This window comes from Streptomyces sp. NPDC085900 (genome assembly GCF_044540925.1).
GTDB lineage: Bacteria > Actinomycetota > Actinomycetes > Streptomycetales > Streptomycetaceae > Streptomyces > Streptomyces gilvifuscus.
The window spans coordinates 697,499-719,621 of record NZ_JBITSP010000001.1 but is presented as its reverse complement, the minus strand read 5'-3'; the positions used below and the strand labels follow the sequence as shown (position 1 = coordinate 719,621).

The 22,123-nt window shown below is 71.6% G+C and carries 20 protein-coding genes and 1 pseudogene; 11 read left to right on the top strand and 10 right to left on the bottom strand.

Features of this window, described 5'->3' with window-relative positions:
- Positions 1-293: 293 nt before the first annotated feature.
- Positions 294-1,955 (top strand): pyridoxal phosphate-dependent aminotransferase, encoded by a 1,662-nt coding sequence (locus ACIGDI_RS03160; protein ID WP_399889692.1) that lies wholly within the window; start codon positions 294-296, stop codon positions 1,953-1,955.
- A gap of 200 nt (positions 1,956-2,155) precedes the next feature.
- Here ACIGDI_RS03160 and ACIGDI_RS03155 read toward each other — a convergent pair whose 3' ends face one another.
- Positions 2,156-3,784, bottom strand: a complete 1,629-nt coding sequence (locus ACIGDI_RS03155; RefSeq protein WP_399889689.1) for a methyltransferase — start codon at positions 3,782-3,784, stop codon at positions 2,156-2,158.
- A gap of 15 nt (positions 3,785-3,799) precedes the next feature.
- Positions 3,800-4,971, bottom strand: a pseudogene (locus ACIGDI_RS03150) (4-hydroxybenzoate 3-monooxygenase).
- Positions 4,972-5,251: 280 nt separating this feature from the next.
- Between ACIGDI_RS03150 and ACIGDI_RS03145 the strand changes: the two are divergent.
- Together ACIGDI_RS03145 and ACIGDI_RS03140 are read left to right on the top strand one after the other, a co-directional pair.
- A complete protein-coding gene (locus ACIGDI_RS03145) occupies positions 5,252-5,470 on the top strand; it encodes a hypothetical protein (protein ID WP_399889686.1) in 219 nt (72 codons plus the stop codon).
- Positions 5,471-5,860, top strand: a complete 390-nt coding sequence (locus tag ACIGDI_RS03140; RefSeq protein ID WP_399889683.1) for a DUF4328 domain-containing protein — start codon at positions 5,471-5,473, stop codon at positions 5,858-5,860.
- 10 nt (positions 5,861-5,870) lie between these two features.
- Here ACIGDI_RS03140 and ACIGDI_RS03135 read toward each other — a convergent pair whose 3' ends face one another.
- Complete coding sequence (locus tag ACIGDI_RS03135) at positions 5,871-6,350, bottom strand: ATP-binding protein (RefSeq protein WP_399889680.1); 480 nt, start codon at positions 6,348-6,350, stop codon at positions 5,871-5,873.
- A gap of 169 nt (positions 6,351-6,519) precedes the next feature.
- Here ACIGDI_RS03135 and ACIGDI_RS03130 point away from each other — a divergent pair, with 169 nt between their 5' ends.
- The 3 genes from ACIGDI_RS03130 to ACIGDI_RS03120 all read left to right on the top strand — a co-directional run bounded on the left by ACIGDI_RS03130 (position 6,520) and on the right by ACIGDI_RS03120 (position 8,337).
- Positions 6,520-7,305 carry a helix-turn-helix transcriptional regulator gene (locus tag ACIGDI_RS03130; RefSeq protein ID WP_272174253.1) on the top strand — a complete coding sequence of 262 codons (786 nt, stop codon included), beginning with the start codon at positions 6,520-6,522 and terminating at the stop codon, positions 7,303-7,305.
- On the top strand, positions 7,302-7,490 hold the full coding sequence (locus tag ACIGDI_RS03125) for a DUF397 domain-containing protein (RefSeq protein ID WP_399889677.1): 189 nt from the start codon (positions 7,302-7,304) through the stop codon (positions 7,488-7,490). The genes ACIGDI_RS03130 and ACIGDI_RS03125 overlap by 4 nt, the downstream gene beginning before the upstream one ends.
- A 79-nt stretch (positions 7,491-7,569) precedes the next feature.
- Positions 7,570-8,337: an intradiol ring-cleavage dioxygenase gene (locus ACIGDI_RS03120; RefSeq protein WP_399889674.1), complete on the top strand. Its 768-nt coding sequence runs from the start codon at positions 7,570-7,572 to the stop codon at positions 8,335-8,337.
- Positions 8,338-8,415: 78 nt separating this feature from the next.
- Here the strand turns inward: ACIGDI_RS03120 and ACIGDI_RS03115 are convergent, their stop codons facing one another.
- Positions 8,416-9,066 (bottom strand): DUF4360 domain-containing protein, encoded by a 651-nt coding sequence (locus ACIGDI_RS03115; protein WP_399889671.1) that lies wholly within the window; start codon positions 9,064-9,066, stop codon positions 8,416-8,418.
- Positions 9,067-9,401: 335 nt separating this feature from the next.
- Entirely contained in the window at positions 9,402-9,860 is a 459-nt protein-coding gene (locus ACIGDI_RS03110) for an Rrf2 family transcriptional regulator (protein WP_142151752.1), read from the bottom strand.
- Positions 9,861-9,937: 77 nt separating this feature from the next.
- Here ACIGDI_RS03110 and ACIGDI_RS03105 point away from each other — a divergent pair, with 77 nt between their 5' ends.
- A complete protein-coding gene (locus ACIGDI_RS03105; RefSeq protein ID WP_399889667.1) occupies positions 9,938-12,877 on the top strand; it encodes a beta-galactosidase in 2,940 nt (979 codons plus the stop codon).
- 40 nt (positions 12,878-12,917) lie between these two features.
- The gene (locus ACIGDI_RS03100) at positions 12,918-14,090 is read left to right on the top strand and encodes a hypothetical protein (RefSeq protein WP_399889663.1); all 1,173 of its coding nucleotides are present in this window, start codon (positions 12,918-12,920) and stop codon (positions 14,088-14,090) included.
- 9 nt (positions 14,091-14,099) lie between these two features.
- Here the strand turns inward: ACIGDI_RS03100 and ACIGDI_RS03095 are convergent, their stop codons facing one another.
- A complete protein-coding gene (locus tag ACIGDI_RS03095) occupies positions 14,100-15,620 on the bottom strand; it encodes an alpha-N-arabinofuranosidase (RefSeq protein WP_399889660.1) in 1,521 nt (506 codons plus the stop codon).
- A 268-nt stretch (positions 15,621-15,888) separates the two neighbouring features.
- Between ACIGDI_RS03095 and ACIGDI_RS03090 the strand changes: the two genes are divergently transcribed.
- The gene (locus tag ACIGDI_RS03090) at positions 15,889-16,533 is read left to right on the top strand and encodes a toxin-antitoxin system, toxin component family protein (protein WP_399889657.1); all 645 of its coding nucleotides are present in this window, start codon (positions 15,889-15,891) and stop codon (positions 16,531-16,533) included.
- Here ACIGDI_RS03090 and ACIGDI_RS03085 read toward each other — a convergent pair.
- Complete coding sequence (locus tag ACIGDI_RS03085; protein ID WP_399889654.1) at positions 16,448-17,293, bottom strand: SMP-30/gluconolactonase/LRE family protein; 846 nt, start codon at positions 17,291-17,293, stop codon at positions 16,448-16,450. The genes ACIGDI_RS03090 and ACIGDI_RS03085 overlap by 86 nt on opposite strands.
- A complete protein-coding gene (locus tag ACIGDI_RS03080; protein WP_200702826.1) occupies positions 17,290-18,063 on the bottom strand; it encodes an IclR family transcriptional regulator in 774 nt (257 codons plus the stop codon). Before ACIGDI_RS03080 ends, ACIGDI_RS03085 begins: the two co-directional genes overlap by 4 nt.
- A 178-nt stretch (positions 18,064-18,241) precedes the next feature.
- On the opposite strand from ACIGDI_RS03080, the gene ACIGDI_RS03075 reads away from it, so the two are divergent.
- Positions 18,242-19,282 (top strand): NAD-dependent epimerase/dehydratase family protein, encoded by a 1,041-nt coding sequence (locus ACIGDI_RS03075; protein WP_399890472.1) that lies wholly within the window; start codon positions 18,242-18,244, stop codon positions 19,280-19,282.
- 36 nt (positions 19,283-19,318) lie between these two features.
- Here the strand turns inward: ACIGDI_RS03075 and ACIGDI_RS03070 are convergent, their stop codons facing one another.
- The gene (locus ACIGDI_RS03070; protein WP_399889650.1) at positions 19,319-20,560 is read right to left on the bottom strand and encodes a PucR family transcriptional regulator; all 1,242 of its coding nucleotides are present in this window, start codon (positions 20,558-20,560) and stop codon (positions 19,319-19,321) included.
- Positions 20,561-20,563: 3 nt separating this feature from the next.
- On the bottom strand, positions 20,564-20,716 hold the full coding sequence (locus tag ACIGDI_RS03065) for a hypothetical protein (protein ID WP_174267325.1): 153 nt from the start codon (positions 20,714-20,716) through the stop codon (positions 20,564-20,566).
- Positions 20,717-21,065: 349 nt separating this feature from the next.
- Between ACIGDI_RS03065 and ACIGDI_RS03060 the strand changes: the two genes are divergently transcribed.
- A complete protein-coding gene (locus ACIGDI_RS03060) occupies positions 21,066-22,052 on the top strand; it encodes a DUF3068 domain-containing protein (protein ID WP_399889647.1) in 987 nt (328 codons plus the stop codon).
- The last annotated feature ends 71 nt before the right edge of the window (positions 22,053-22,123 follow it).

Here is a 22,123-nt window from a genome sequence, read left to right as displayed (position 1 = left end):
GACCGTCGTTCGGAAAATCTGGAAAATCGATGCCGGAGGCGAAGGCATCACCCCTTCATGGTGTCCGCGCGGACGACCTGCGGGCATGGGCCGTCAGGTCCCGCGTGAAGGGTCGAACGGGGCCGATCCGGGCACCAGTTGGGCTCGGCCCGGCGCCTCGCGCGGTTTCGCCGAGAGTTGAACAACGCCACCCCCGCCCTCGTATCTAGGTGCGGCCCGTGCTCCCCCGCGCGGGCCACCCAAAGACGACGGGCCCGGTCGTCCCCAGCGGGCCCGCCCCATACGGAGGTTCCATGGCCGACAACGTCACCTCGCTGTTCCGCAGCAACGCGGCCCACAGTCCGTCGATGGCTGCGTTGGCACGGGAGGGCGGCGACGGGGCCGGTCCGATCGACTTCTGTATCCCCTGCAATCCGTACTTCCCCACCCCGGCCATGTTCGAGGAGATGTCGGCCCGCCTGCGCGACATCATCACGTACTACCCGAGCAGCGCCGACACGATCACCGCCGAACTGTGCAGCCTGCTGCAGCTGCCGCCGCAGTGCGTGGCCATGGGCAACGGCTCGACCGAGCTGATCACCTGGATCGACCACCTGCTGGTCCGCGAGTCCCTCGCCATCCCCGTCCCCACCTTCGGCCGCTGGACCGACCAGCCGATGGAGACCGGCAAGCGGGTCGACATGTTCCCGCTGCAGGAGTCCAGCGGCTTCGCCCTGGACCTGGCCCAGTACGCCGAGTTCATACGCAAGAGGGGCACTCGGGTCGCGGTGATCTGCAACCCCAACAACCCCGACGGCGGCTACCTGCACAAGCAGTCGCTGGTGCAGTTCATGGACGCGATGGCCGACCTGGACCTGGTCGTCATCGACGAGTCGTTCCTGGAGTTCGCCGACGCGGAGGCCGAGCCGTCGGTCGTGCAGGAGGCGATGATCCGCCCCAACGTGGTCGTGCTGCGCAGCCTCGGCAAGAACTTCGGCCTGCACGGCATCCGCTTCGGCTACCTGGTCGCCAACCCCGCACTGGCCGGCAAGGTCCGCTCGATGCTGCCCAAGTGGAACCTGAACTCCTTCGCCGAGCACGTGGTGTTCATGCTGAAGGAGCACGGCGCGGAGTACGCGCAGAGCCTGCAGCAGGTGCGCCGGGACCGCCTCGACATGTCCGGTCAGCTCTCCGCGCTGCCCGGGCTGACCGTCTATCCCTCCCAGGGCAACTTCCTCTTCGTACGCCTTCCCGTGGGCGCCGAGGGCAGTGTGGTCCGGGACCGGATGCTCACCGAGCACCGGATCCTGGTCCGCGAGTGCGGCAACAAGATCGGTTCTTCCAGCCGCTTCCTGCGGCTCGTGGTGCGCCCCCAGACGGACGTGCGTCGCCTGGTGTCCGGCATGGAACAGGTGCTCTACGGGACCAGGAGGGGAGCCGCCGTGCCCGAGCTGGGCGCCGGGACCAGCTACAGCTCGGGTACGGCGGCCGTGGACCGGCTGGTCAGCGAGACCAACGGGGCCGGTCTGCCGCTCGCCGCGCAGGCCTTCGCCGGGGGCGGGGTCGGTATGCCGATGCCGGTGCCCGCGGCGGCTCAGGCGGGGCCGCAGCCGGTGCCGGCTCCCATGCAGGCGCCCCCTCCCATGCAGGCGCCCACGCCGATGCCCACGCCGGCGCCCGCGCCGATGCCGATGTCCGCGCCGGCTCCGATGTCCGCGCCGACTCCGATGCCGGCGCCCGCGCCCGTGCCGGCGCCCGCGCCCGTGCCGGCGCCCGCGCCCGTGCCGGCGGCAGCACCGATGGCGCCCGCCGCCGCCATGCCCGGGCCCACGCCTCCGGGAGTACCGGCCCGTGGTGGGCTCACGGCCGCGCAGGTGCGGGGGACCACCGGGCCGGGGCTGACTCCGGCACCGGCCACGGGGTGGCCGAACGCGCAGAGCTGGCCGAACGCGGCGGGGATGGGGCAGGCCGGGTAGTCGTCGTCGGGGTCCTGTGCGTGGCCGGGTGCGGGTTGGTCGTGGCCGGTCGCGCAGTTCCCCGCGCCCCTTTCGGGGCGCGCAGGCACCCGGCGCGGAGGAGTGCGGCCCGCTCCACCTTTCGCGCAGTTCCCCGCGCCCCTTCGGGGCGCGCAGGCATCCGGCTGGCAGGAGTGCGGCCCACTCCCTCTTTCGGGGCGCTACACGCGCTCCGCGTGGAGGAGGGATGCCTGTAGAGGGAGGTTGTGGCTGGTCGTCAGTGCGAAGCCCGCCTCTGCCAGGAGGCGTCGGTAGTGGGACTCCGTACGTTCTCGGCCGCCCACGTTGCACAGCATGTGGACGTCCCAGGCCACCGCCGTCGACCAGGCCCCCTCCCGCTCGGGCAACAGGCGTTCCACGACGAGGAGTCGGCTGCCGGGGCGCATCGCCTCCGCGCACCGGCGCAGGATGGTCAGGCAGCGGTCGTCGTCCCAGTCGTGCAGGACCCGGGACAGCAGGTAGAGGTCGCCTCCGCCCGGGATGGACGCGGTGAAGTCCCCGGTGACGAAGGTGCAGCGCCGTTCCAGGCCCTGCGCGGCCAGTTGCGTCCGCGCCGCCTCCAGCGCCTCCGGCCGCTCCAGGAGTACGCCCTCCACCTGGTCGTGCGCGCGCAGCACGCGGGCGAGCAGGGCGCCGTTGCCGCCGCCGACGTCGATCACGCGTCGTACGCCGGAGAAGTCGACCAGGTGGGGTACCGGGGTGAACATCTCGGCGCTCGCCGCCATCGCCCGGTGGAAGAGCGCGCCGAGTTGGGGGCGCTGGGCGAAGTAGGGGAAGTGGTGCTGTCCGTGGCGGTGGGCGAAAGCTTCCTGCCCGGTGCGTACGGAGTGCGTGAGGCCGGCGAAGGAGTCGTAGAACGGGCCGCCGTAGAGCAGCGCGAGCGGGTGGAGGGAGAACTCAATCCCGGTGCGCAGGGGCCGGCCGGTCTCGGTGAGGTGGTAGGTGCCGTCGGCGGACGTCAGCAGGCCGAGCGTGGTGAGGTAGCGCAGCAGCCGGCGCAGCGCGTCGGGGTCGGCGCCGGTGAGGCGGGCGAGGGTGTCGGCGGCGAGGCCCGGGCGGTCGGCGAGGTGGTCGGCGATGCGGAGTTCGGCCATGGCGGCGACGGCCTGCGTGGCCCAGGCGCCGGTCATGACGCCCAGGAGCGCGGTGGCGGGGTCGGGGAGCGGCTCGTGGCGGCCGGGCAGGCGCAGTTCGAAGCGGCGGTGGTCCGAGGTGCGGAAGTAGAGGACGGTGACGTCCTCGTGGTCGTTGTGGCCGCCGCCGTCCGGTGCCGCGCCGCCCCGCTCCGTCAGGAGCGTGCGCAGCCCGGCGGGGACCACGGCGCCCGGTGAGGTCACCGCGAACGCGGCGTGTGCCTCGTGTTCGGCGGCGCGTTCGGCCTCGGCCACGGCCTCCAGCCCGGAGCCCGGCGGCACGGGCAGCGCGAAGATCTCCACGCTCCGCCCGTCGACGGCGACATGGACGATGCCGACGGGGCTGTCGCCGAGGACCGGGCCGTGCCGTCGGGCCAGCCGTTCGCGGACGACGACGCTCGGGGTGACGGGGCCGGGGCGCAGTCCGCACCGGCTCAGTTCCTCGCACAGCCCGTCGAGGGAGTCGGGGAAGACGAGGACGGCGGTGTGGTCGAAGACGAGGTGGCGGGAGACGTCGTCCCGTTCCTCCTCGGTCAGGTCGGGCAGCAGTTCGGCCAGGACCTGGTGGGTGTCGTGGGTGGCGACGTAGGAGACGGCGCGGTGGATCCGCGTCAGGTCGGTCTCGGTCAGACACGCCTGTACGACGGGGAGGTTCATGGAGGTTCCCGTGGGTCAGATGCCGGTGTAGTTCTCGGCGAAGAAGTCCTGGTGGGTGCGGGAGGTGCGCAGGCTGTCCAGGCGGGCGTACTGCAGGGCCCGCCCGTACCGGGCCTCGGCGTCGTCGCCGGCCGGTCCGTGCAGCAGGCCGCTCATCCAGTGCGAGAACTCGTGCGCCCGCCAGACGCGGGGCAGGCACTCCGCCGCGTATCCGGCGAGCCCGTCGTCGTCGCCGGCCAGCGCCCGTTCGAGGGCGAGGGCCAGCCGCTCGGCCTGGAGTACGGCGAGGTTGGCGCCCTTGGCTGCCGACGGGCTGATGAGACCGGCCGCGTCACCGGCGAGCCACAGGCGGTCTGCGCCCGGGGTCTGCAGGACGTCTGAGCGCAGGTCCACGACCGCCTTCTCGATGACGGCGCCCTCGCGCAGTGACCCGAACTCGGCGGTCCGCATACGGGTAGCGAGCTCGGCCCAGATCCGTTCGTCGCTCCAGTCGGCGGGATCGGTTCCGCGCGGGCACTGGAGGTAGTAGCGGGTGACGGACGCCGTGCGCGCCATGTGACCGGCGAACCCCCGCTCGTGCAGGGCGTATCCGACGGCCGCCATGCTCGGCGGGGCCTCGGCCAGCACCGCCAGCCACGAGACGCCGTGGTCCCGGCGGGCCGTGCGCACGCCTCGGGCGGTCAGCGCCGCCCGGGCGACACCGCGGTGCCCGTCGCAGCCGGCGACGTACCGGCCCGTCACGTCCTCGCCGCCGCGCACCCGGACCCGGCCCTCGGCGATCTCCTCGACCTCGGCTTCGAAGCGGAGTTCACCGCCGCGGCGCAGGTACTCGGCGATCAGGTCCCGTACCAGCTCCTGCTGGGGATGGACGGTGTGCACCTCGCCCCGCCCCAGCCGCCCGTAGTCGAGGGTGAACTCCCCCCGCTCGCTGCGGAAGAGACAGGTGCCGTGCGCCCGCCCCCGGGCCGAGACCCCGGCCCCCAGTCCGTGCTCGGTCAGGACGCGTACGGAGTGGGCGCCAGGAACCCGGCCCTGGCCCGCCCTTCCACCGCCGCCCGTCCGCGCCGTTCGAGGATCACGCAGTCGACGCCCCGGTCCAGCAGCAGATTGCCCAGGACCAGGCCCGCCGGACCGGCCCCGACGATCACCACACCGACCTGTGCGCCCGGGTCGAACCGTTTCCCCATACCCGCCTCTGAAGTTGTACTTTCGGCCAAGGTGTTTCATATCACCTTGATCTTCACCGAAAGCACACAAAGCGGGGCGATTAACCCGTACGGATGGACGAGCGGCCGTCGGCCGGTACGCCACGGGCCAACCGCTGCTCCAGGCCGACTTGTCGGAGCCGAAGGTCGAGACGGCCTAGTACATCCGGTACTTGCCGCCGTGCTACGAGATCGCCTCAACGGTCCACGCGATCACTGGAGTTGCCGGAGATCGCACAGGTGAACGTCTATTCTCCCCACCATGACCGAACCCGTCAGACCCGACAACCGGGCTCCCCGGCTCCTCGCCCGCCTCGCGCAGGGCGCGATACCCGCGACCGCCGCCGCGGAGGTGTTCCGGGCCGCGACCGTCCGAGCACACCGCCTGCATCCCGCGAGCACGTCGGCCCACCGGTCGGCGTTCGCGTCGATGCTGCTGGTGTACGCGGGGACGGTCGCGGCCGTGCTCTTCCTGGTGTAGTTGGGGCGCTGCCGGAAGAACACCCGCCTGATCTCGCCCGGCGCCGCCCTGGGGTCGGACGTCTGGGCCGTCGTGGCATGGCTGATCCCGGTGGTCAACCTGTGGTTCCCCCGCGGAGTGCTGCTCGGGACCCTGCGGGCCAGTGGCCCCTCCCCGGACAAGAAGCGTGACGACCTCATGGTGAACGCCTGGTGGGTGGCCTGGGCCGGACACGGGATCCTCGCCCTGGTGGCGCAGTCGGGAACCTCGCTGCCCCTCCTGCTCCCCTCCGAAGCCCTGTTCGTCGCGGCGGCCGGTCTCGCCGTCGCCCTGATCCAACGCGTCACCACCCGTCAGAGCGCCGCCCTGGCCGCCCTCCGGCCCATGGAGCGCGGAGCGGCGACCGTCTGACGCGGGCACCTCAGGCGCCGGTCGCCGGGCCGACCAAGGAGCGCCACCCCGGCACATCGACCTCGGCGCCCACGGTCTTCCCGGGCGTCTCACGGTCCAGGACCTCCCAGCGGTCGGCGAGCGCGTCGACGAGGACGAGTCCGCGACCGTGTTCGTCGAGGAGATCGGGAGTCCGTACGGCGCCGGGGGCGGGCGGTCTCAGCTCGTCGCGCGTGTCGGTGACCTCGACGCGGACACTGCCGGTGACGAGCGAGAGCCGCAGCTCGAAGTCCCGCCCCGGCACCCGGCCGTGGGTGACGGCGTTGGCGGCGAGTTCGGCAACGATCGCGGCGACGGCGTCGGAGGGCGCGGTGCCGTACGGGATGCCCCAGGCATGCAGCCGACCGACGGCGAGGCGCCGGGCCAGGCGGGCACCTCGCGGGGTGGAGCTGAGGCGCTGTGTGAACGTACGTACGGTAACCGGGGGTTGCGGGGCGGGGCGTGCGGTCATGGTCCCCATCTGACCGGCCCGGACCCTCCTTCACCAGGTCGGGCGCGCGTACGCCGCCGCAGCGTACGCGGTCACGGAATGGACAGTACTCGTGACGGGCCGTGACCATGGGCGCGGGAGGTGACCGACTGTGGTCGATGGTGGCGGTGAGCCGGAGTCGTCGGACAGCATGCGGACGTTCGGGGCGGTGCATCAGGCCCTGCGGGAGCACGCGGGGATGAGCCGGGAGGAGTACGCCGATCTCGTCCGGTTCTCCAAGCACACGGTGGCGTCCGTGGAGTTGGGACGACGCATGCCCGACGCGGCGTTCGTGGAGCGCGCGGAGGAACTTCTGGGCAACACGGGGGCGCTCCGCAAGGCACTGCCCACACTGGCCCGCCAGCCGGGGTTGGCCGCCTGGTTTCGGCGGTGGGCGCGGCTGGAGGCGACGGCGATCGTCCTGTACACGTACGAGTGCCGCATGATTCCAGGGCTGTTGCAGACGAAGGCCTACGCCGGGGCCCTGTCCGCGGATCAGTTGCCGCCGCTGGACGACGCACAGATCGAGGAACGGTGGGAGGCCCGAGCGAAGAGGCAGCAATTGCTGCGAGAGCGCCCGAACACCGCGTTCAGTTTCCTCCTCGAAGAGCACCTGTTCCTACGGCGCACGGGTGGGACGCGGGTCACGCGCGAACTCATCGATCACGTGCTGGAGGTCGCCACGCTTCGGAACGTCGAGATTCAGGTCGTGCCCCTGGTACAGGAGTCGCACGCCGGTCTGCAGGGCCCCATCCGCCTGTTGGAGACGCCGGAAAACAAGTGGTTCGCCTACAACGAAGGCCAGGAAAGCGGCCAGCTCATCACCGACCCGAAAGTGGTCAGCGTGCTTCAGAGCCGGTATGCGAGGATGCGTTCGCAGGCTCTCAGCATGAAGGACTCCTTGAGCCTGTTGACGCAGATGCGAGGAGACCTATGAGCACCTCCGAACTGTCGTGGTTCAAGAGCAGCTACAGCAGCGCTTCTGGGGACGACTGCGTCGAGGTCGCCCTCACCCCCGCCACCGTCCACGTCCGTGACTCCAAGGACAGGCAGGGCCACCGGCTCGCGCTAGCGCCGGACACCTGGACGGACTTCGTGACGCACGTCGGTCGACGAGCCTGACCGACAAGCAACTTGACGGGTCGTCACTTTGCGAAACTGACAGCTCGGCAACAGATTCCGCTTCTACGGTGCCGTGTCCATGACAGACACCCCAGAAGCAGCGAACCCCATCGGGCGCCGCACCCTGCTGATCGCCACGGGTGCCACCGCCGCGACCCTCGCCGTGGGCGCCGCCGCGCCCGGAGCCCCGGCCGCCGCGGACACGGCCGACACGCAGCCCGTCGCCGCCGCGGCCGTCTGCACCCTCACGAAGGAGATGACGGAAGGCCCCTACTACCTCGACGGAGCGCTCGTCCGCTCCGACCTCACCGAAGGCAAGGCGGGCATCCCGCTCAAGCTCGCCCTGACCGTCGTGAACTCCTCCTGCGCCGTCGTACCCAACGCGCTGGTGGAGCTCTGGCACGCCGACGCCCTCGGCGAGTACTCGGGCTACGTCGGCAACAACGGCCACCACGAGAGCGACGACGGCACCTTCCTGCGCGGCGGTGTCCTGACCAACGCCTCGGGCGTCGCCAACCTCACCACCATCTACCCCGGTTGGTACCGGGGCCGTTGCGTGCACATCCACGTCAAGGTGCACACCGGCGTCACGCTGACCTCCGACGGCTCGTTCACCGGCGGCACCGAACTGCACACCGGACAGCTCTTCTTCGACGAGTCGGTGACGACCAAGGTCGCGACGGTGTCGCCGTACTCGACGAACACGGTCACCCGCACCACGCTCTCCCAGGACTCCATCTACGACGGCGGCGGCGCCTCCTCCGGGCTGCTCACCCTGACGGCCCTGGGCAGTTCGACCTCCTCCGGCTACACCGGCGCCCTCACCCTGGGCGTCGACCAGAGCTGACGCCGCACTCCGTCCCCGCACGGCAGGGGTGGCCCGCACCGGGGGCCACCCCCTTTCCGTGGGCCGGACTCCGCCGGCTCAGGACGTCGGGCACTCCTTCCACGCCATGTGGTAGACGGTGCTGATGTCCCCGTCGGTCGAGTCCATCGTCATGAAGCTGACCTTGCCCGGGTTCGAGGTCCCCGCGTTCACTCTCAGCTCGGTGTTGATGTTGAAGTTGCGCTGCACCCCGCAGGGCGCCCAGACGAGCTGGGCCCAGTCGGTCGAGTCGGTCGCCTGCCAGTCGTCGTTGTACGAGCCGCTGAACGGGTGGGTCTTGGGCACGGTGTTCGAGGAGCCCTGGAAGTAGTACGAGGCCTTCTGCGTGGCGCTCGCCCCCGGCTGGAGCGAGAGGAAGCCCCGGTAGTCGGCGCTTGCGACGGCGTAGGTGAAGCCCTGCGGGACGTGCACGATCAGGTTGAGCTGGCAGTTCTTGCGGAAGGCCGTGGGGTCGGAGTTGCCGCCGGCCTGCGCGAGGTACTGGCTGTAGGTCACCGTGAAGGCCGTGTTGTCCGGGGCGACGGCGACGGCCGCCGTGCCGGCGGGGCAGCCGGAGCCGTTCACGGTCGCCACGTCGATGACGATCTTGTCCGGGGGCGGGTTGTCGAAGACGCCCGAGTGGGTGTGCGCGGGTATCGCGGTCGTGAGAAGAGCGGCTACGGCGCCGCCCAGCAGGAGTCCACCAGGCATGGTCTCTCCGGATTCTGTGAGTGGGGGGTGGCACGCCCCGGCCCACCGGAAAGCTCGGAGAGCTCTCTGGAGAAACAGTGAGGTTTCTGTGAAGGCCGGAGGCGATCCGCATCGTAGAAAGCCGCGGGAGCAGCGGTCAGGGCGAACTCCGGCCATTCACATTCGCGGATTTCACACCCGCTCAGGCGCTGACCGGCTGCCGCACTCCGCTGGGCGCCCAGACCCGCGAGCGCGAGCAGGATCAGCGTGCGCATGTGTCGGTCCCGTCCTGTTGCCGGCGAACGGGACGGGACCCTGGGCCGTCGGCCTGAGGACAGCGTGAGAGAGCGCCGCGGCTACGGGTTCTCCCACGCCGCCGGCTCCGCCGCCAGGTCCCGCACCTGTTCGGGCAGCGCGTCCTGCGCGAGGTCGGCGATCGTGACGCCCTCCAGGATGCGGCGGACGTTGGCGCGCAGGGCGATCCACAGAGGCAGCAGGGGCTGGGCCGAGCCGGTGTACTCGAGGCCCGTGGGGCGTTCGCCGCGCACGGACACGATCGGCCCGTCCACGGCCCGGATGACGTCCGCGACGGTGATCTCCCCGGCCTCGCGGGCCAGCCGGTAGCCGCCGCCTCCCCCGCGCCGGCTGTCGACGATGCCGCCGCGCCGCAGGTCGCCGAGGATGCCCTCCAGGAACTTGTGCGGGATCTCCTGCACCGCGGCGATGGCCTCCGCCTTCACCGGTCCGCCGTCCTGCCGAACGGCGACCTCAAGAACCGCCCGTACCGCGTAATCCGCTCGTGCCGAGATCCTCATACGACCATTGTGGCCGGTCCCGCGTACACAATGATCCCGCACGCGCCGCCCACCGACCGGCACGACGGGAGGCTCCCATGGGGCTCAGCAGACGTACCTTCAGCGCTCTCGCCGGAACCACCGCACTGGGCCTGGCCCTGGGCGGCAGCGGCGCGGCGAACTGCGCCTACGCCGCCCCGATGGCGCCGACCGGTCCCGCGCCCGCGACGCCGTCCGCGGACGGCCGGCGGCACACCATCGGATTCGACCGCTACTCGCTCGTCGTGGACGGCCGGCGGCTGGTGGTCTGGTCGGGCGAGATGCACCCCTTCCGGCTGCCGAGCCCCTCCCTGTGGCGGGACGTCCTGCAGAAGATGCGGGCCCACGGCTACAACGCGGTCAGCGTCTACGTGTCGTGGAACTACCACTCCCCCGCCCCGGGCAGCTACGACTTCACCGGCATCCGCGACCTGGACCTCTTCCTGCGCACGGCCGCAGAATGCGGGCTCTACGTGATCCTGCGCCCCGGCCCCTACATCAACGCCGAGATCGACGGCGGCGGCTTCCCCGGCTGGCTGACCGCCGCCAAGGGCACGGCACGCACGGCCGACCCGGCGTACCTGGCGCACGTCGACGAATGGCTCACCCACGTCGACGCCATCGCGGCCCGCCACCTGTACACCGACGGCGGCGGCACGATCCTGCTCTACCAGATCGAGAACGAGTACGACGCCCATGTCACCGAGGCGACGGGCCGCGACTACATGGCCCACCTGTACCGGAAGGTGCGGGCCGACGGCATCGACGTACCGCTCTTCCACAACGACAAGGGCAGGAACGGCTACTGGATCCCGGGCTCCTTCGACACCCGTGGCGAGGACGGGAGTTGGCTCTACGGATTCGACGGCTACCCGTCGCCCGCCCAGACGCCGCCCGACTGGGGGCACTTCGGGATCGGCGGGATGAAGGGCGGGGCCACGGCGAGCCCGCGGACGCCCGGGTTCATGCCCGAGTTCGGGGGCGGCTGGTTCGACCCGTGGGGCGGGGTCTGGTTCGACCGGAAGGGGTACGCGGAGTCGCGGCGGCAGCGGGACGCCGCGTACGAGCGGCGCTTCTACCTCACCAACCTCGCCAACGGCATCACCCTGCACAACGTCTACATGACCTACGGCGGCACCTCGTGGGGCTGGCTCCCGGCGCCGGTCGTCTACACCTCGTACGACTACGGCGCCGCCTTCGACGAGGGACGGCAGCCCACCGCCAAGCTCGTGCCCATGCACCAGCTCGGCCATCTGCTGCACCACGTGCCGGACCTCGCCAAGCTGGACCGGGCGGCCGACGTCGAGGCGGCCGGGCTGAGGGTGTACCACCTGACCAACCCGGACACCGGGGCGCATGTCTACGTGGTGCGCAACGACGGTGCGCAGCAGGTGACTTCGACCGTGCCGGGCCTCGACGGCCTCCCGGTCACCGTCCCGGCGAAGGACGCGCGCCTCCTCGTCGCCGGGATGGTCCTGGGCAGACGGAAGGTGCGCTGCTCCACCGCCCAGCCGATGCTGTCCCTCACCACGGGACGCCAGGAGATCGCCGTCTTCACCGGACGCCCGGGCGAGGCGACGGTGACCGTGCTGGAGTGCCCGGAGCGGCCGGCGGTGAAGGTGCTGGAGGGCGGCGCGGCCCACACCTACGAGGACGGGCTGCTGCGTGTGGAGGCCCGACTCGACGGCCTGACCCGGGTGTCGGTCTCCGGGGACGGGACCGGCACCCCGCTGCTGCTGCTCCTGGCCGACGACGAGACCTCGCTGCGGCTGTTCCCCCACGACACCCCGTCCGGACCGGTGCTGGTGCACGGGCCCGCCCTGGTGCGGAGGGCGGCCGTGAGCGGGAAGGCGCTACGGCTGACCGGGGACACCGTGGCGGCCGCCGCACTGGAGGTGTGGGGACCGCGCGGCGTCACCGAACTCGCCTGGAACGGGCGGGACTTGGCGGTCGAGGCCACCCCCTCCGGGAGTCTGCGGACCGCGCGGCCGCTGCCCGGCGTCGGGAAGGTCTCCCTGCCCGCGCTGCGCGAGGGCTGGCGGCGCAGGACCGAGAACCCGGAGTCGGCCCCCGGCTACGACGACTCGGCCTGGAAGCGCGCCGACCGCACGACGTCGTACAGCACCACGCCCGTCCCCGGCGGGCAGCCCGTCCTCTTCGCCGACGACTACGGCTTCCACTACGGCGACGTCTGGTACCGCGGACACCTCACCGACGCGCGTGGCGCGCGGTCGGTGTCCCTCGCCTACAGTACGGGCACGCAGGGCCTGCTGATGGCCTGGCTGGACGGGCGGCCACTGGGCACCCACCGCATGCCCGTGCCGGACAACAGCACTGTCCGCAAGGGGAGTTGGACGGACACGGCGGTGTTCTCCGTACCGGAGGCCGCGCGTACGGCGGGTCCGCACGTGCTGTCCGTCCTCGTCCGCCGGATGCAGCACGACCAGGACGGCAAGGCGCAGGACACCCACAAGGCGGCGCGCGGGCTGACCGCGGTCACCTTCGACGGGGCGTCCCCGCACGTGAGTTGGCGGATCCAGGGCGAGAAGGCGCCGGACGCCGAGCGCGGCCCGCAGAACACCGGCGGGCTCTACGGGGAGCGGCACGGCTGGCATCTGCCGGAGTACGCCGACGGGAGGTGGGCGGCCGGCTCGCTGCCGCGCGCCGACCGGCGGCAGGGCGTGACCTGGTACCGGACGACGTTCCGGCTGGCGGTCGACCCCGGCATCGACGCGTCCGTCGGGCTCGTCCTCGACGACGACCCGGCCCGCGCCTACCGCGTCCAGATCTTCCTCAACGGCTGGAACATGGGCCAGTACATCAACGACGTGGGCCCGCAGCACACCTTCGTGCTGCCGAACGGGATTCTGCGCGCACGTGGTTCCAACACACTCGCTCTCGCCGTACTGTCCGACGGAACCACACCGTCGGGGCCGTCGGACGTACGGCTGACGCTCCTGGGGGCGGCTGCGGGCGGGGTGCCGGTGGTGTCGGTCTGACCGTGTGCGTCACAGGCATGACCCGAGAAGGGGGACCATCGTGCGAAGAAGGCGCTTCATCACCGGATTAGTGGGGGCCGGGGCCGGACTGGGGCTGACCTCGGCGAGCGCGCGGGCGGCGACGACGGGCGGCGACCGCTCGACCGACCGGGGCACGACCGGCGCGGGCACGACCGGCGCGGGCACGACCGGCGGTGTCCGGTCGGCCACCGCCGGGGAACCCCACGTATGGCAGACCGTGCCCGCCCCCGGGGGCACACCCGCCGCCCAGCTCATCGGGGTGGCGGCGGCAGGACCCGACCTCGCCTGGGCCGTCGGCGAGGAGGGCCGCAACGGGGGGACCGCCGGGACACCCCTCGCCCTCGTGTGGGACGGAACCACCTGGACCAGGGTCGGCCTCGCGCACCTCGGCCCGACCGGCGGCCTGCGCTCCGTCGCCGCCGACCCCACCGGCCGGGCGTGGGCCGTGGGCACCGGCGCACACCTGCTGAACTGGGACGGAAACACCTGGCAGGAGGCCGGCTTCCCCGGCCGCGGGACCTCCGGCACCACCCTCACCGGTGTCGCGACCGACGCCGACGGCGGCGTGTGGCTCTCCGGCCGCAACGGCGCCGGCTCGGTGCTGCTGCACGGCGCGGACGGCGAGTGGTCCTGGATCGCACCGCCCCCGAGCGGCACCACCGCCACCCCGTCCGGCGTCCGCGTCACCGTGCGCGGCGACGTCTGGGTCTACGACAGCGCCCTCGTCGCCCGCTGGGACGGCTCGGCGTGGACCGAGCTGCCCGCGCCCGGCGGCCTGCGCCCCGCCGTCACCGGTCTCCTCCCGGTCGCCGCCGACGACATCTGGCTCACCGGCTACGACTACGGCGTCGGCGGACCGCCCGGCAAGCCGCCCGGCGTCACCCTCAAGCACTGGGACGGCACCGCCTGGAACAGCGTCACCGCCCCGTTCACCGCCGGGATGCTGACGGCGATCGTCGACGACGGGCAGGGCGGCCCGGACCGGATCGCCGGCTGGGACTTCTGGGACCAGACCCGGGCGCACTACCTGCGCTGGCAGGACGGGGGCTGGGTGAGCGAGCGCGGCGCGACCGCGACGACGTCCGTCCTGCCCGAGGCGCTCACGACCGTGCCCGGCACGGGCGGGTACTGGTCCGTCGGCACGACGTCGTTCTACCCGTACCCGCCCGCGCAGCTGTACATCGAGCGCTAGGGCCTGTCGTCAGGCCAGCCGGATCACGTTCCAGGACAGCGGCTCCAGTACGGCGGCGAGGGTGCCGTCCCGCACCTCGGTGCCCTCGACGGCGTGCGGGGCGACCCGCTCGGGCTCGGTGAGGGTGTTGCGGGCGTCCGGGTCGGCGTCGGCGAGGGCGCTGTGCTCGACCACGGAGCTCAGGTCGAGCCCGTTCAGGGCCACTTCGAGGGGCAGCGCCTCCGTCCGGGAGCGGTTGACGGCGAAGACGGTGACGGTGCCGTCCTCGGCGCGCACCGCGGTGGCGTGCAGCAGGTCGGCCTCGCCGTACTTCCTCGTCTCGTACGTCGGCGACTCCACGCGCACGTCGAGGACCCGGCCGCGGCCGTGCTTCGCGGCCTGGGCGAAGGGGAAGAACGTCGTCTGGCGCCAGGCCGGGCCGCCGGGCTCGGTCATGATCGGGGCGATCACGTTGACGAGCTGGGCGAGGCACGCGACGGTGACGCGGTCGGCGTGCCGCAGCAGGGCGATGAGGAGCGAGCCGAAGACGACCGCGTCCAGGACGCTGTAGTTGTCCTCCAGCAGGCGCGGGGCCTCGGGCCAGTCGTGCTGCTCGAACGTCTTCGCGCGCTCCTCCCACTCGGGCAGATACCAGACGTTCCACTCGTCGAAGGAGAGGTTGATCCGCTTCTTGGACTTCAGGCGGGCGCCCACGTGGTCGGCCGTCGCGACGACGTTGTCGATGAAGGACTCCATGTCGACGGCGGAGGCGAGGAAGGAGTCGACGTCACCGTCCTCCGGCCAGTAGTAGGCGTGCAGGGAGATGTAGTCGACGAGGTCGTACGTCTCCTTCAGGACCGTCGCCTCCCACTCGGCGAAGGTCGGCATGGACTGGCTGGAGGAGCCGCAGGCGACGAGTTCGACCTTCGGGTCCTGCTGGCGCATCGCGCGGGCCGTCTCGGCGGCGATCCGGCCGTACTCCTCGGCCGTCTTGTGGCCGGTCTGCCAGGGGCCGTCCATCTCGTTGCCCAGGCACCACAGCCGGATGCCGAAGGGGTCCTTGTCGCCGTGGGAGACACGCAGGTCGGACAGGGCGGTGCCCTCGGGGTGGTTGGCGTACTCCTGGAGTTCGAGGGCCTCGGCGACCCCGCGGGTGCCGAGGTTGATCGCCATCATCGGCTCGGACTGCGGGCCGACCTTGCGCAGGAAGTCGATGTACTCGGACAGGCCGAAGCGGTTCGTCTCGGTGGAGTGCCAGGCGAGGTCGAGGCGGCGGGGGCGGTCCTCGGCGGGGCCGACGGAGTCCTCCCACTTGTAGCCGGAGACGAAGTTGCCGCCGGGGTAGCGGACGGCGGTGACCCCGAGCTCACGGACGAGTTCGAGGACGTCCTGGCGCAGCCCCTTGTCGTCGGCGGTGGGGTGACCCGGTTCGAAGATGCCGGTGTAGACGCACCGGCCGAGGTGCTCGACGAAGGATCCGAACAGACGGGGGTCGACCTCGCCGACGGTGAAGGCGGGGTCGAGGGTGAAGCGGGCGGTGCTCTTGCTCATGGAAGCCTTCCGAAACGGGGTCAGGTGATAACCGGCCTACGGGGCGTCCGGACCGGGTCGCCCCATGCCCTGCCCTGTCTGATCGGCTGTTCCCGATCAATCGTGTTCGACATGTCGACTTGCGCTCGTAACCTCGAACGGGACCGTAGATAGGAAGCGTTTGCCAGTCAATGGGTCGGACCGGACTTTCCGGCCAGCGGGACCGTTCGCGGTTGAACGACCGGCGTAGTCTCGAACGGCCTGCTGTGCGGCGGCGAGAGGGGACTCGATGGACATCGCGGGCGTGCGGAGGACGGCTGCCCGGATCGCCGCGGGGCTGCGCCGCTCGCCGAGATCCTCCGGCATGCGGGAGCTCGCTCACCACCTGCACGCCGCCGTGCGGGTCAGACCGCGTCCGCCGGCCGACGCGCGCGAGTTGTGCCGGGCGCTGTGCGAGGAGATGAGCGCGCGGCGCGGCGGACGGCCCGTCGAGCTGCGGTTCGAACGGTTTCCGGACGAGATCGAGGTGACGGGACTGTGGGTGGGCTTCCAGGACTTCGACCTCGTCATCGTCGAGGAGCGGGCCGAGGGCGCGCAGCAACTGGTCATTCTCGGCCACGAGTTGTGGCATCTGCACCTCGGACACAGCCATCACCACACGGCCGGGACCGCGCTGGCCGAGGAGCGCGACTGGACCGGCAGGGCGTTGTCCGTGGCGGCCCGTGACGGCTCGCGCGCGGCCGACGAGGCGGAGGCCGACGACTTCGGACACCGGCTCGCCGCCACGCTGCGGCCGTACCTGCCGGGGGCGGCCGTGCGGAGTGCCCGCCGGCCGCCCCTCGGGGCGTTCAGCCCGCGAACGCCGGCAGGGGCAGGCCCTTCCCCGCGCCGGGGACGACCAGGAGCGAGCCCGCCACCGGGTGGGGGGCCGTGAGGCCCACGCGGGCGGTCGTGATGTACAGGTCCGTCAGGTCCCGGCCGCCGAAGGCGCACGCGGTCACGCGGGGCGTGGGCAGTTCGACCACGCGGTCCAGCTCGCCGTCGGGCGTGTAGCGGCGTACCGCGGCACCGTCCCACAGGGCCACCCACACGCAGCCGTCGGCGTCCACCGTCAGCCCGTCGGGGAAGCCGGCGCCCTCCTCGATCTGCGCGAAGCGGCGCCGGTCGGTGATCCGGCCGTCCTCGTGGTGGAAGACGTCGACCTGCCGGGTCGGCGAGTCGATGTAGTACATCAGGCGCCCGTCGGGGCTCCAGCCGGTGCCGTTGCTCACGGCCACGTCGTCGAGGACGACCTCGGCGGAGCCGTCCCCGGTGATCCGGGAGAGCGTGCCGCCGCCGGGGGCCTCGTCGTAGCGCATGGTGCCGGCCCAGAGGGAGCCGTCGGGGGCCACGGCGGCGTCGTTGGCGCGGCGGCCGGGGACCGGCTCGCGGTGCAGCCAGCGGAAGGCGCCGTCCGGGTCGACGAGCCCGACGCCGTCCCGGAGGTTGAGCACCAGGCCGCCGCCGGTGCGCGGCTTGGCCGCGCCGACGTGCTGGTCGGTGACGCGGACCGCGCGCCGGCCGGTGACGGGGTCGTACGTGTGTACGCGCGCGCCCAGGATGTCGATCCAGATCAGCCGCCCGGCGGCGGCGTCCCAGGTCGGGCCCTCGCCCAGGGTCGCCTCGGCGCGCACCGCCACCTCGTAGGGCGTCATGCGACGGTCCGGTGCCCGAGGCGCTCCGACAGCTCGGCGGCGCCCTTGGCGGCGAGCTGCTCCAGTTCGGCGCGGCGCTCGTCGCTCCAGCGGATCATCGGGACCGAGATGGACAGGGCGGCGACGACCTGACCGGTGCGGTCGCGGACGGGCGCGGCGACACAGCTGACGTCCGGGTTGGACTCCCGGCTCTCGACCGCGATCCCCCGCTCACGGATCTCCGCGAGGGCCTCGCGCAGGGCGGCGGGCTCGGTGATGCTGTTGGGTGTCATCCGCACGAGCTCGGCGTCGTCCGGGACGCGCGCGGTGAGTTCCGGCTCCGGAAGGGAGGCCAGCAGCATCTTCCCGACGGACGTGCAGTGGGCGGGCAGCCGGCGCCCGGCGGCGGACACCATCCGTACCGCGTGCGTGGAGTCCACCTTGGCGATGTAGATGACATCGGTGCCTTCGAGGATCGCCACGTGCACGGTCTCGTCGCAGGTCTCGGCGACGGATCGGGCGACCTGCTGCCCCTCGGCCGCGAGGTCGAGCTGCTCGGCGTAACGGCTGCCGAGCTGGTACGGCCGTACGCCGAGCCGGTAGCGTCCGGGCTGCCCCGGCACCTGGACGATGTACGACCGGGCGGCGAGAGTGGTCACCAACTCGTGCACGGTGGTGCGCGGCAACTGCAGCCTGCGCACTATGTCGGGGGCGGAGAGCGTCCCGTCCCCGTCGAGGAAGAGCTCAAGAATGTCGAGAGCCCGAGTCACCGCAGGTACGAGGCGTCCCACGACCGGCCCCCTCCCTTGTTTTCCTAGGCGCCTGTGTTCGAAATTTCAACAGACGATCGGCATGACGAACACAGGGTAGACATAGCGCGTTTGCCCGGGCAATGGGCTTGCGTGGAACGCATGAGTCCGAGAGTGAAGAAACCCATTGCCGATCAGACCGGACAAGATCGGAGTACGCATGGACGTCCTGGTGACCGGCGGCAGTGGTTTCGTCGGTAGTCATCTGGTGCTACGGCTCCTGGAGCGCGGACACCACGTGCGCGCCACCGTCCGCCGCACCGCCGACTCCGCCAAGGTCGCGCCCCTGCGGGCCATGCAGGACGAGCACCCCGGGCGGCTGGAGTTGTTCGAGGCCGATCTGCTTGTCGACGGGGGATTCGACGAGGCCATGAAGGGGTGCGAGGTGGTGTTCCATGTCGCCTCGCCCTTTCTGATGCCCGAGAAGATCAAGGACGGGCAGCGGGACATGGTCGAGCCCGCGTTGGTGGGGACGCGGAACGTGATCGGGAGCGTCGAGCGGACGCCCGCCGTCAGGCGGCTCGTCCTCACCTCCACCGTGGGTGCCGTCTTCGGCGACTACGTCGACGTGCTCGCCATGGACGGGCAGGTGCTGAGCGAGAAGTACTTCAACACCACCAGCACCGTGGACAACAACCCGTACCACTACGCCAAGACCGTCGCCGAACAGGCCGCCTGGGAGGCCGCGGAGGCGCAGGAGCGGTGGAGCATGGTCGCCGTGAATCCCGGGCTCGTACTCGGGCCCTCGCTCACCCCCGCCTCCGAGTCCGGCAGCCTCTTCCTCCTGGAGGAGCTGTTCAAGGGCTACTTCTTCTACGGCGCCCCCGACTTCAGCTTCACCACGGTCGACGTACGCGACCTGGCCGACGCGCACATCGCCGCGGCCGAGAAGCCGGACGCCCACGGGCGGTACATCGTCGCCGCCGAGCGGATGACCTCCTTCCACGAGATGGCGCGGATCGTGCGTACGCGGTATCCGAGGGATCTACGGCTGCCCCGGAACCGCCTCCCGCACTGGCCCGTCCGGATCCTCGGTCCGGCCTTCGGGCTCACCCAGGACTACATCCGCAAGCACCTCGGCATACGGTTCGAGGTCGACAACCGCCGTGGGAGGGAGGAGTTGGGGATCGAGTACCGGCCGGTCGAAGAGACCCTGCTCGATCACTACGAGGCCTGGCGGCGGCAACGGCGGATCCGGTGACCGATCCCGGGGACCGGTCCCGGTGACCAATTCCGGTCACCGGTGGCCCTTTTCCCCCAGCACTCCCCTCAACCTCTGCGCCCGCAGCACCAGTTCCAGTTCGAAGCGGCGGTCGGGGTCGTCGATCTCGTCGCCCCACAGTTCACGGATCTGGCGGAGGCGGTAGCGGACCGTCTGGGGGTGGACGCCGAGTCGTGCGGCCACCTCCGGCGCGCCGCCGCGGGTCTCCAGCCACGCCAGCAGCGTCTCCGCCAGCCGGCGTCCGTGCGTCGGGCCGCAGTGGGCCAGCGGTGCCAGGCAGCGCAGGGCGAGGTCGTCGATCAGTTCCTCCGGCTGCAACAGCACCAGGGCCTCGGTGTGCTCGGTGCAGTACAGGACCTCCCCGCCGGGCAGCAGTCCCCGCTCCATGAGGTGTACGGCGGCCTCGGCCCAGCGCAGCGACTTCGCCGCGTCGGCCAGCGGTACCGGCGGCCCGATCGCGCCGGCCCAGCCGGTCAGCGCCCGGTGCAGGAGTTCGGGGCGGCCGGCCGCGGCCGGTTCGGGGACGACCATGCGGGGCTGCTCGTACTCCATGTCGAGCAGCACGCCCTCCCCGACGGCGGGCGCGACCGCCTCCCGGGCCGGGCGGAGCAGGACCCCGACGGCGACCTTGCGGGGCAGCGGCCAGCCGACCCGGGCGGCCCGTTCGGTGAGCGCGTCGGCCGGATCGCCCCGGTGGCGCTCGGCCAGCAGCAGCTCCATCAGCCGGCGCTGCAGTCGCAGGCGTTCCCCGGCCTGCCGCGCGGCCGCCTCGGCATAGCCGCGTACCGACTGGTCGACGAGGCCGTCGAGGTATTCGTAGCCGGCGTCGACGAGTTCGTACATCGCGGGCGGCGGGATCTCCACGCGCTGCCCGATCTCGGCGAAACGGCGCCAGGCCAGGCGTACGCCCATGCGGTAGATCGCCTGCAGGGAGTCGAGGGAGCGGCCGTGCAGGCCCTCGCCGCGGCCGAACTCCTGGAAGACGCCGGGCGGGACGGTGGGGCGGCCCTCGGACTTCTCCAGATGCTGGACGAAGACCTCGATGGCCCGGCGGATGCCGACCAACGCCATGGGCTCGCCCGACTCGTCGAGCACGACGGGCAGGTGGGGATACTCGCGGCGGATCTCGCGCAGGATCTCCTCGGCGAGTTCGGGTGCTTCCGCCATGGCGATGGCGGCGAAGCGGCGGACCTGGAGACGGGGCACGTCGTGCCAGGCCGAGCGGGTGGTGACGACCGGCGGGTGAGCGGGCGTCACAGGTCAACTCCCCTGGCCGGCTTGCTCGTATGTGATCAACGGCGTGTTCGGCTGGTCGGGGGTCGCGTCGAGCAGGGCGACGATACCGAGGGCGGCGCCCACGGCGAGGGCCGCGGCGGCCACGACGGTCAGCGCGGCGGCGAGCAGTCTGGACATCGCAGGGTCAGCCTCTCCGTACGGAAGGTCGTCCCCACCCCGGTGTCCCACCTCTGCCTGTCGGCCCAGTCTCGACAAGCATTGACACCCCGTCAAGAGCAGCCTACGGTCTCCCGCTCATAGGCCCTGCCTTTCGGACCAGCTCGGCGTCGCGGGCCCCGGCACGCACATCCGCGGCGTTGTCGTCGGTCGCCGGCGCTCCGCGTCGACGCCCTCCTCCGCCTTGCGGCCGCACGCGCCGGACCCCGCTCGGCCCGGCCGACCAGCGCCGTCCCTCACCGCCGACCCGGTCCGAAAGGCAGGGCCGGAGCGGCCCGAACTCCGTCGTCCCTCTCCCTGGAGTGTCCGGATGCGCCGTACAGCCTCCCCCCTTTCGCTGATTCTGCTGGGACTGGGCACGTTTCTGCTGGTCCTGGCGCCGATGCTGGTCTGGTACGTCGAGCCGCGGGCCGCTGTGAACCCGATCGACATCGACACCACGGCCGTTTACCAGGGCACCGGAAGCTACTTCGACACCGACGAGATCAAGACAGTCCACGACCAGCGCATCACCGTCACCCAGCAGGTGCGCGGCAACGTCGCGGACAGCGAGAAGAGCGGGCGGGCGGTGTGGGACGTGACGACGACGGTCGACACGGACAAGTCGCTGCCGGCCGCCGACCCGCACGACGCCCTGGAGTTCTTCCTGAACCGCTGGGTGACGGACCGCCGTACCAACCGCCCGGTCCACTGCTGCAAGGAGAACCCCTACTTCGAGGGCGACGCGTATCTGAAGTTCCCCTTCGACGTGCAGCGACGCTCCTACACGTGGTGGGACAACTCGCTCGGCGACACCGTGGTCCTGCACTACGCGGGTACGAGGAAGGTCCAGGGGTACAAGGGTTACCGGTTCACCGGCACCGTCCCGCCGACGAAGATCGGCACGCGGCTGGTGCCGGGCACGATCGTCGGCCAGAAGAGCAAGCCGCAGGTTCTGGCCGAGGAGTGGTACTCCAACCACGGCATCGAGCTGGTCGTGGACCAGGCCACCGGCCGGGTGCTCTACGCCCAGGTCGGCCCGCGGCGCACCCTGCGTGCCCCCGGTGCCGAGAAGGACGCCGTGGTGCTGCTGGACAGCGAGAAACTGGGGTTCACCACCGCGACACAGAAGGAACAGGTGAAACAGGCGAAGAAGGAGAGCGGACAACTGCGCATGGTGGGGCAGACGTTGCCGATCGCCTCCGCGGTGGCCGGATTCGTACTGGCGGCGGTAGGGGCCGTTTTGGTGGTACGAGGCCGTAAGCGCCCCGAGTTGGCCGAAAGCTCCCGATCGCCCCAGCCCCAGCTCACGATGTGACATGACGTCAGTTCTAATAAAGCCGCAAATTGTCACCTCCGTGAGTAGCCGTGGCGAACGGCTCGGCGAAA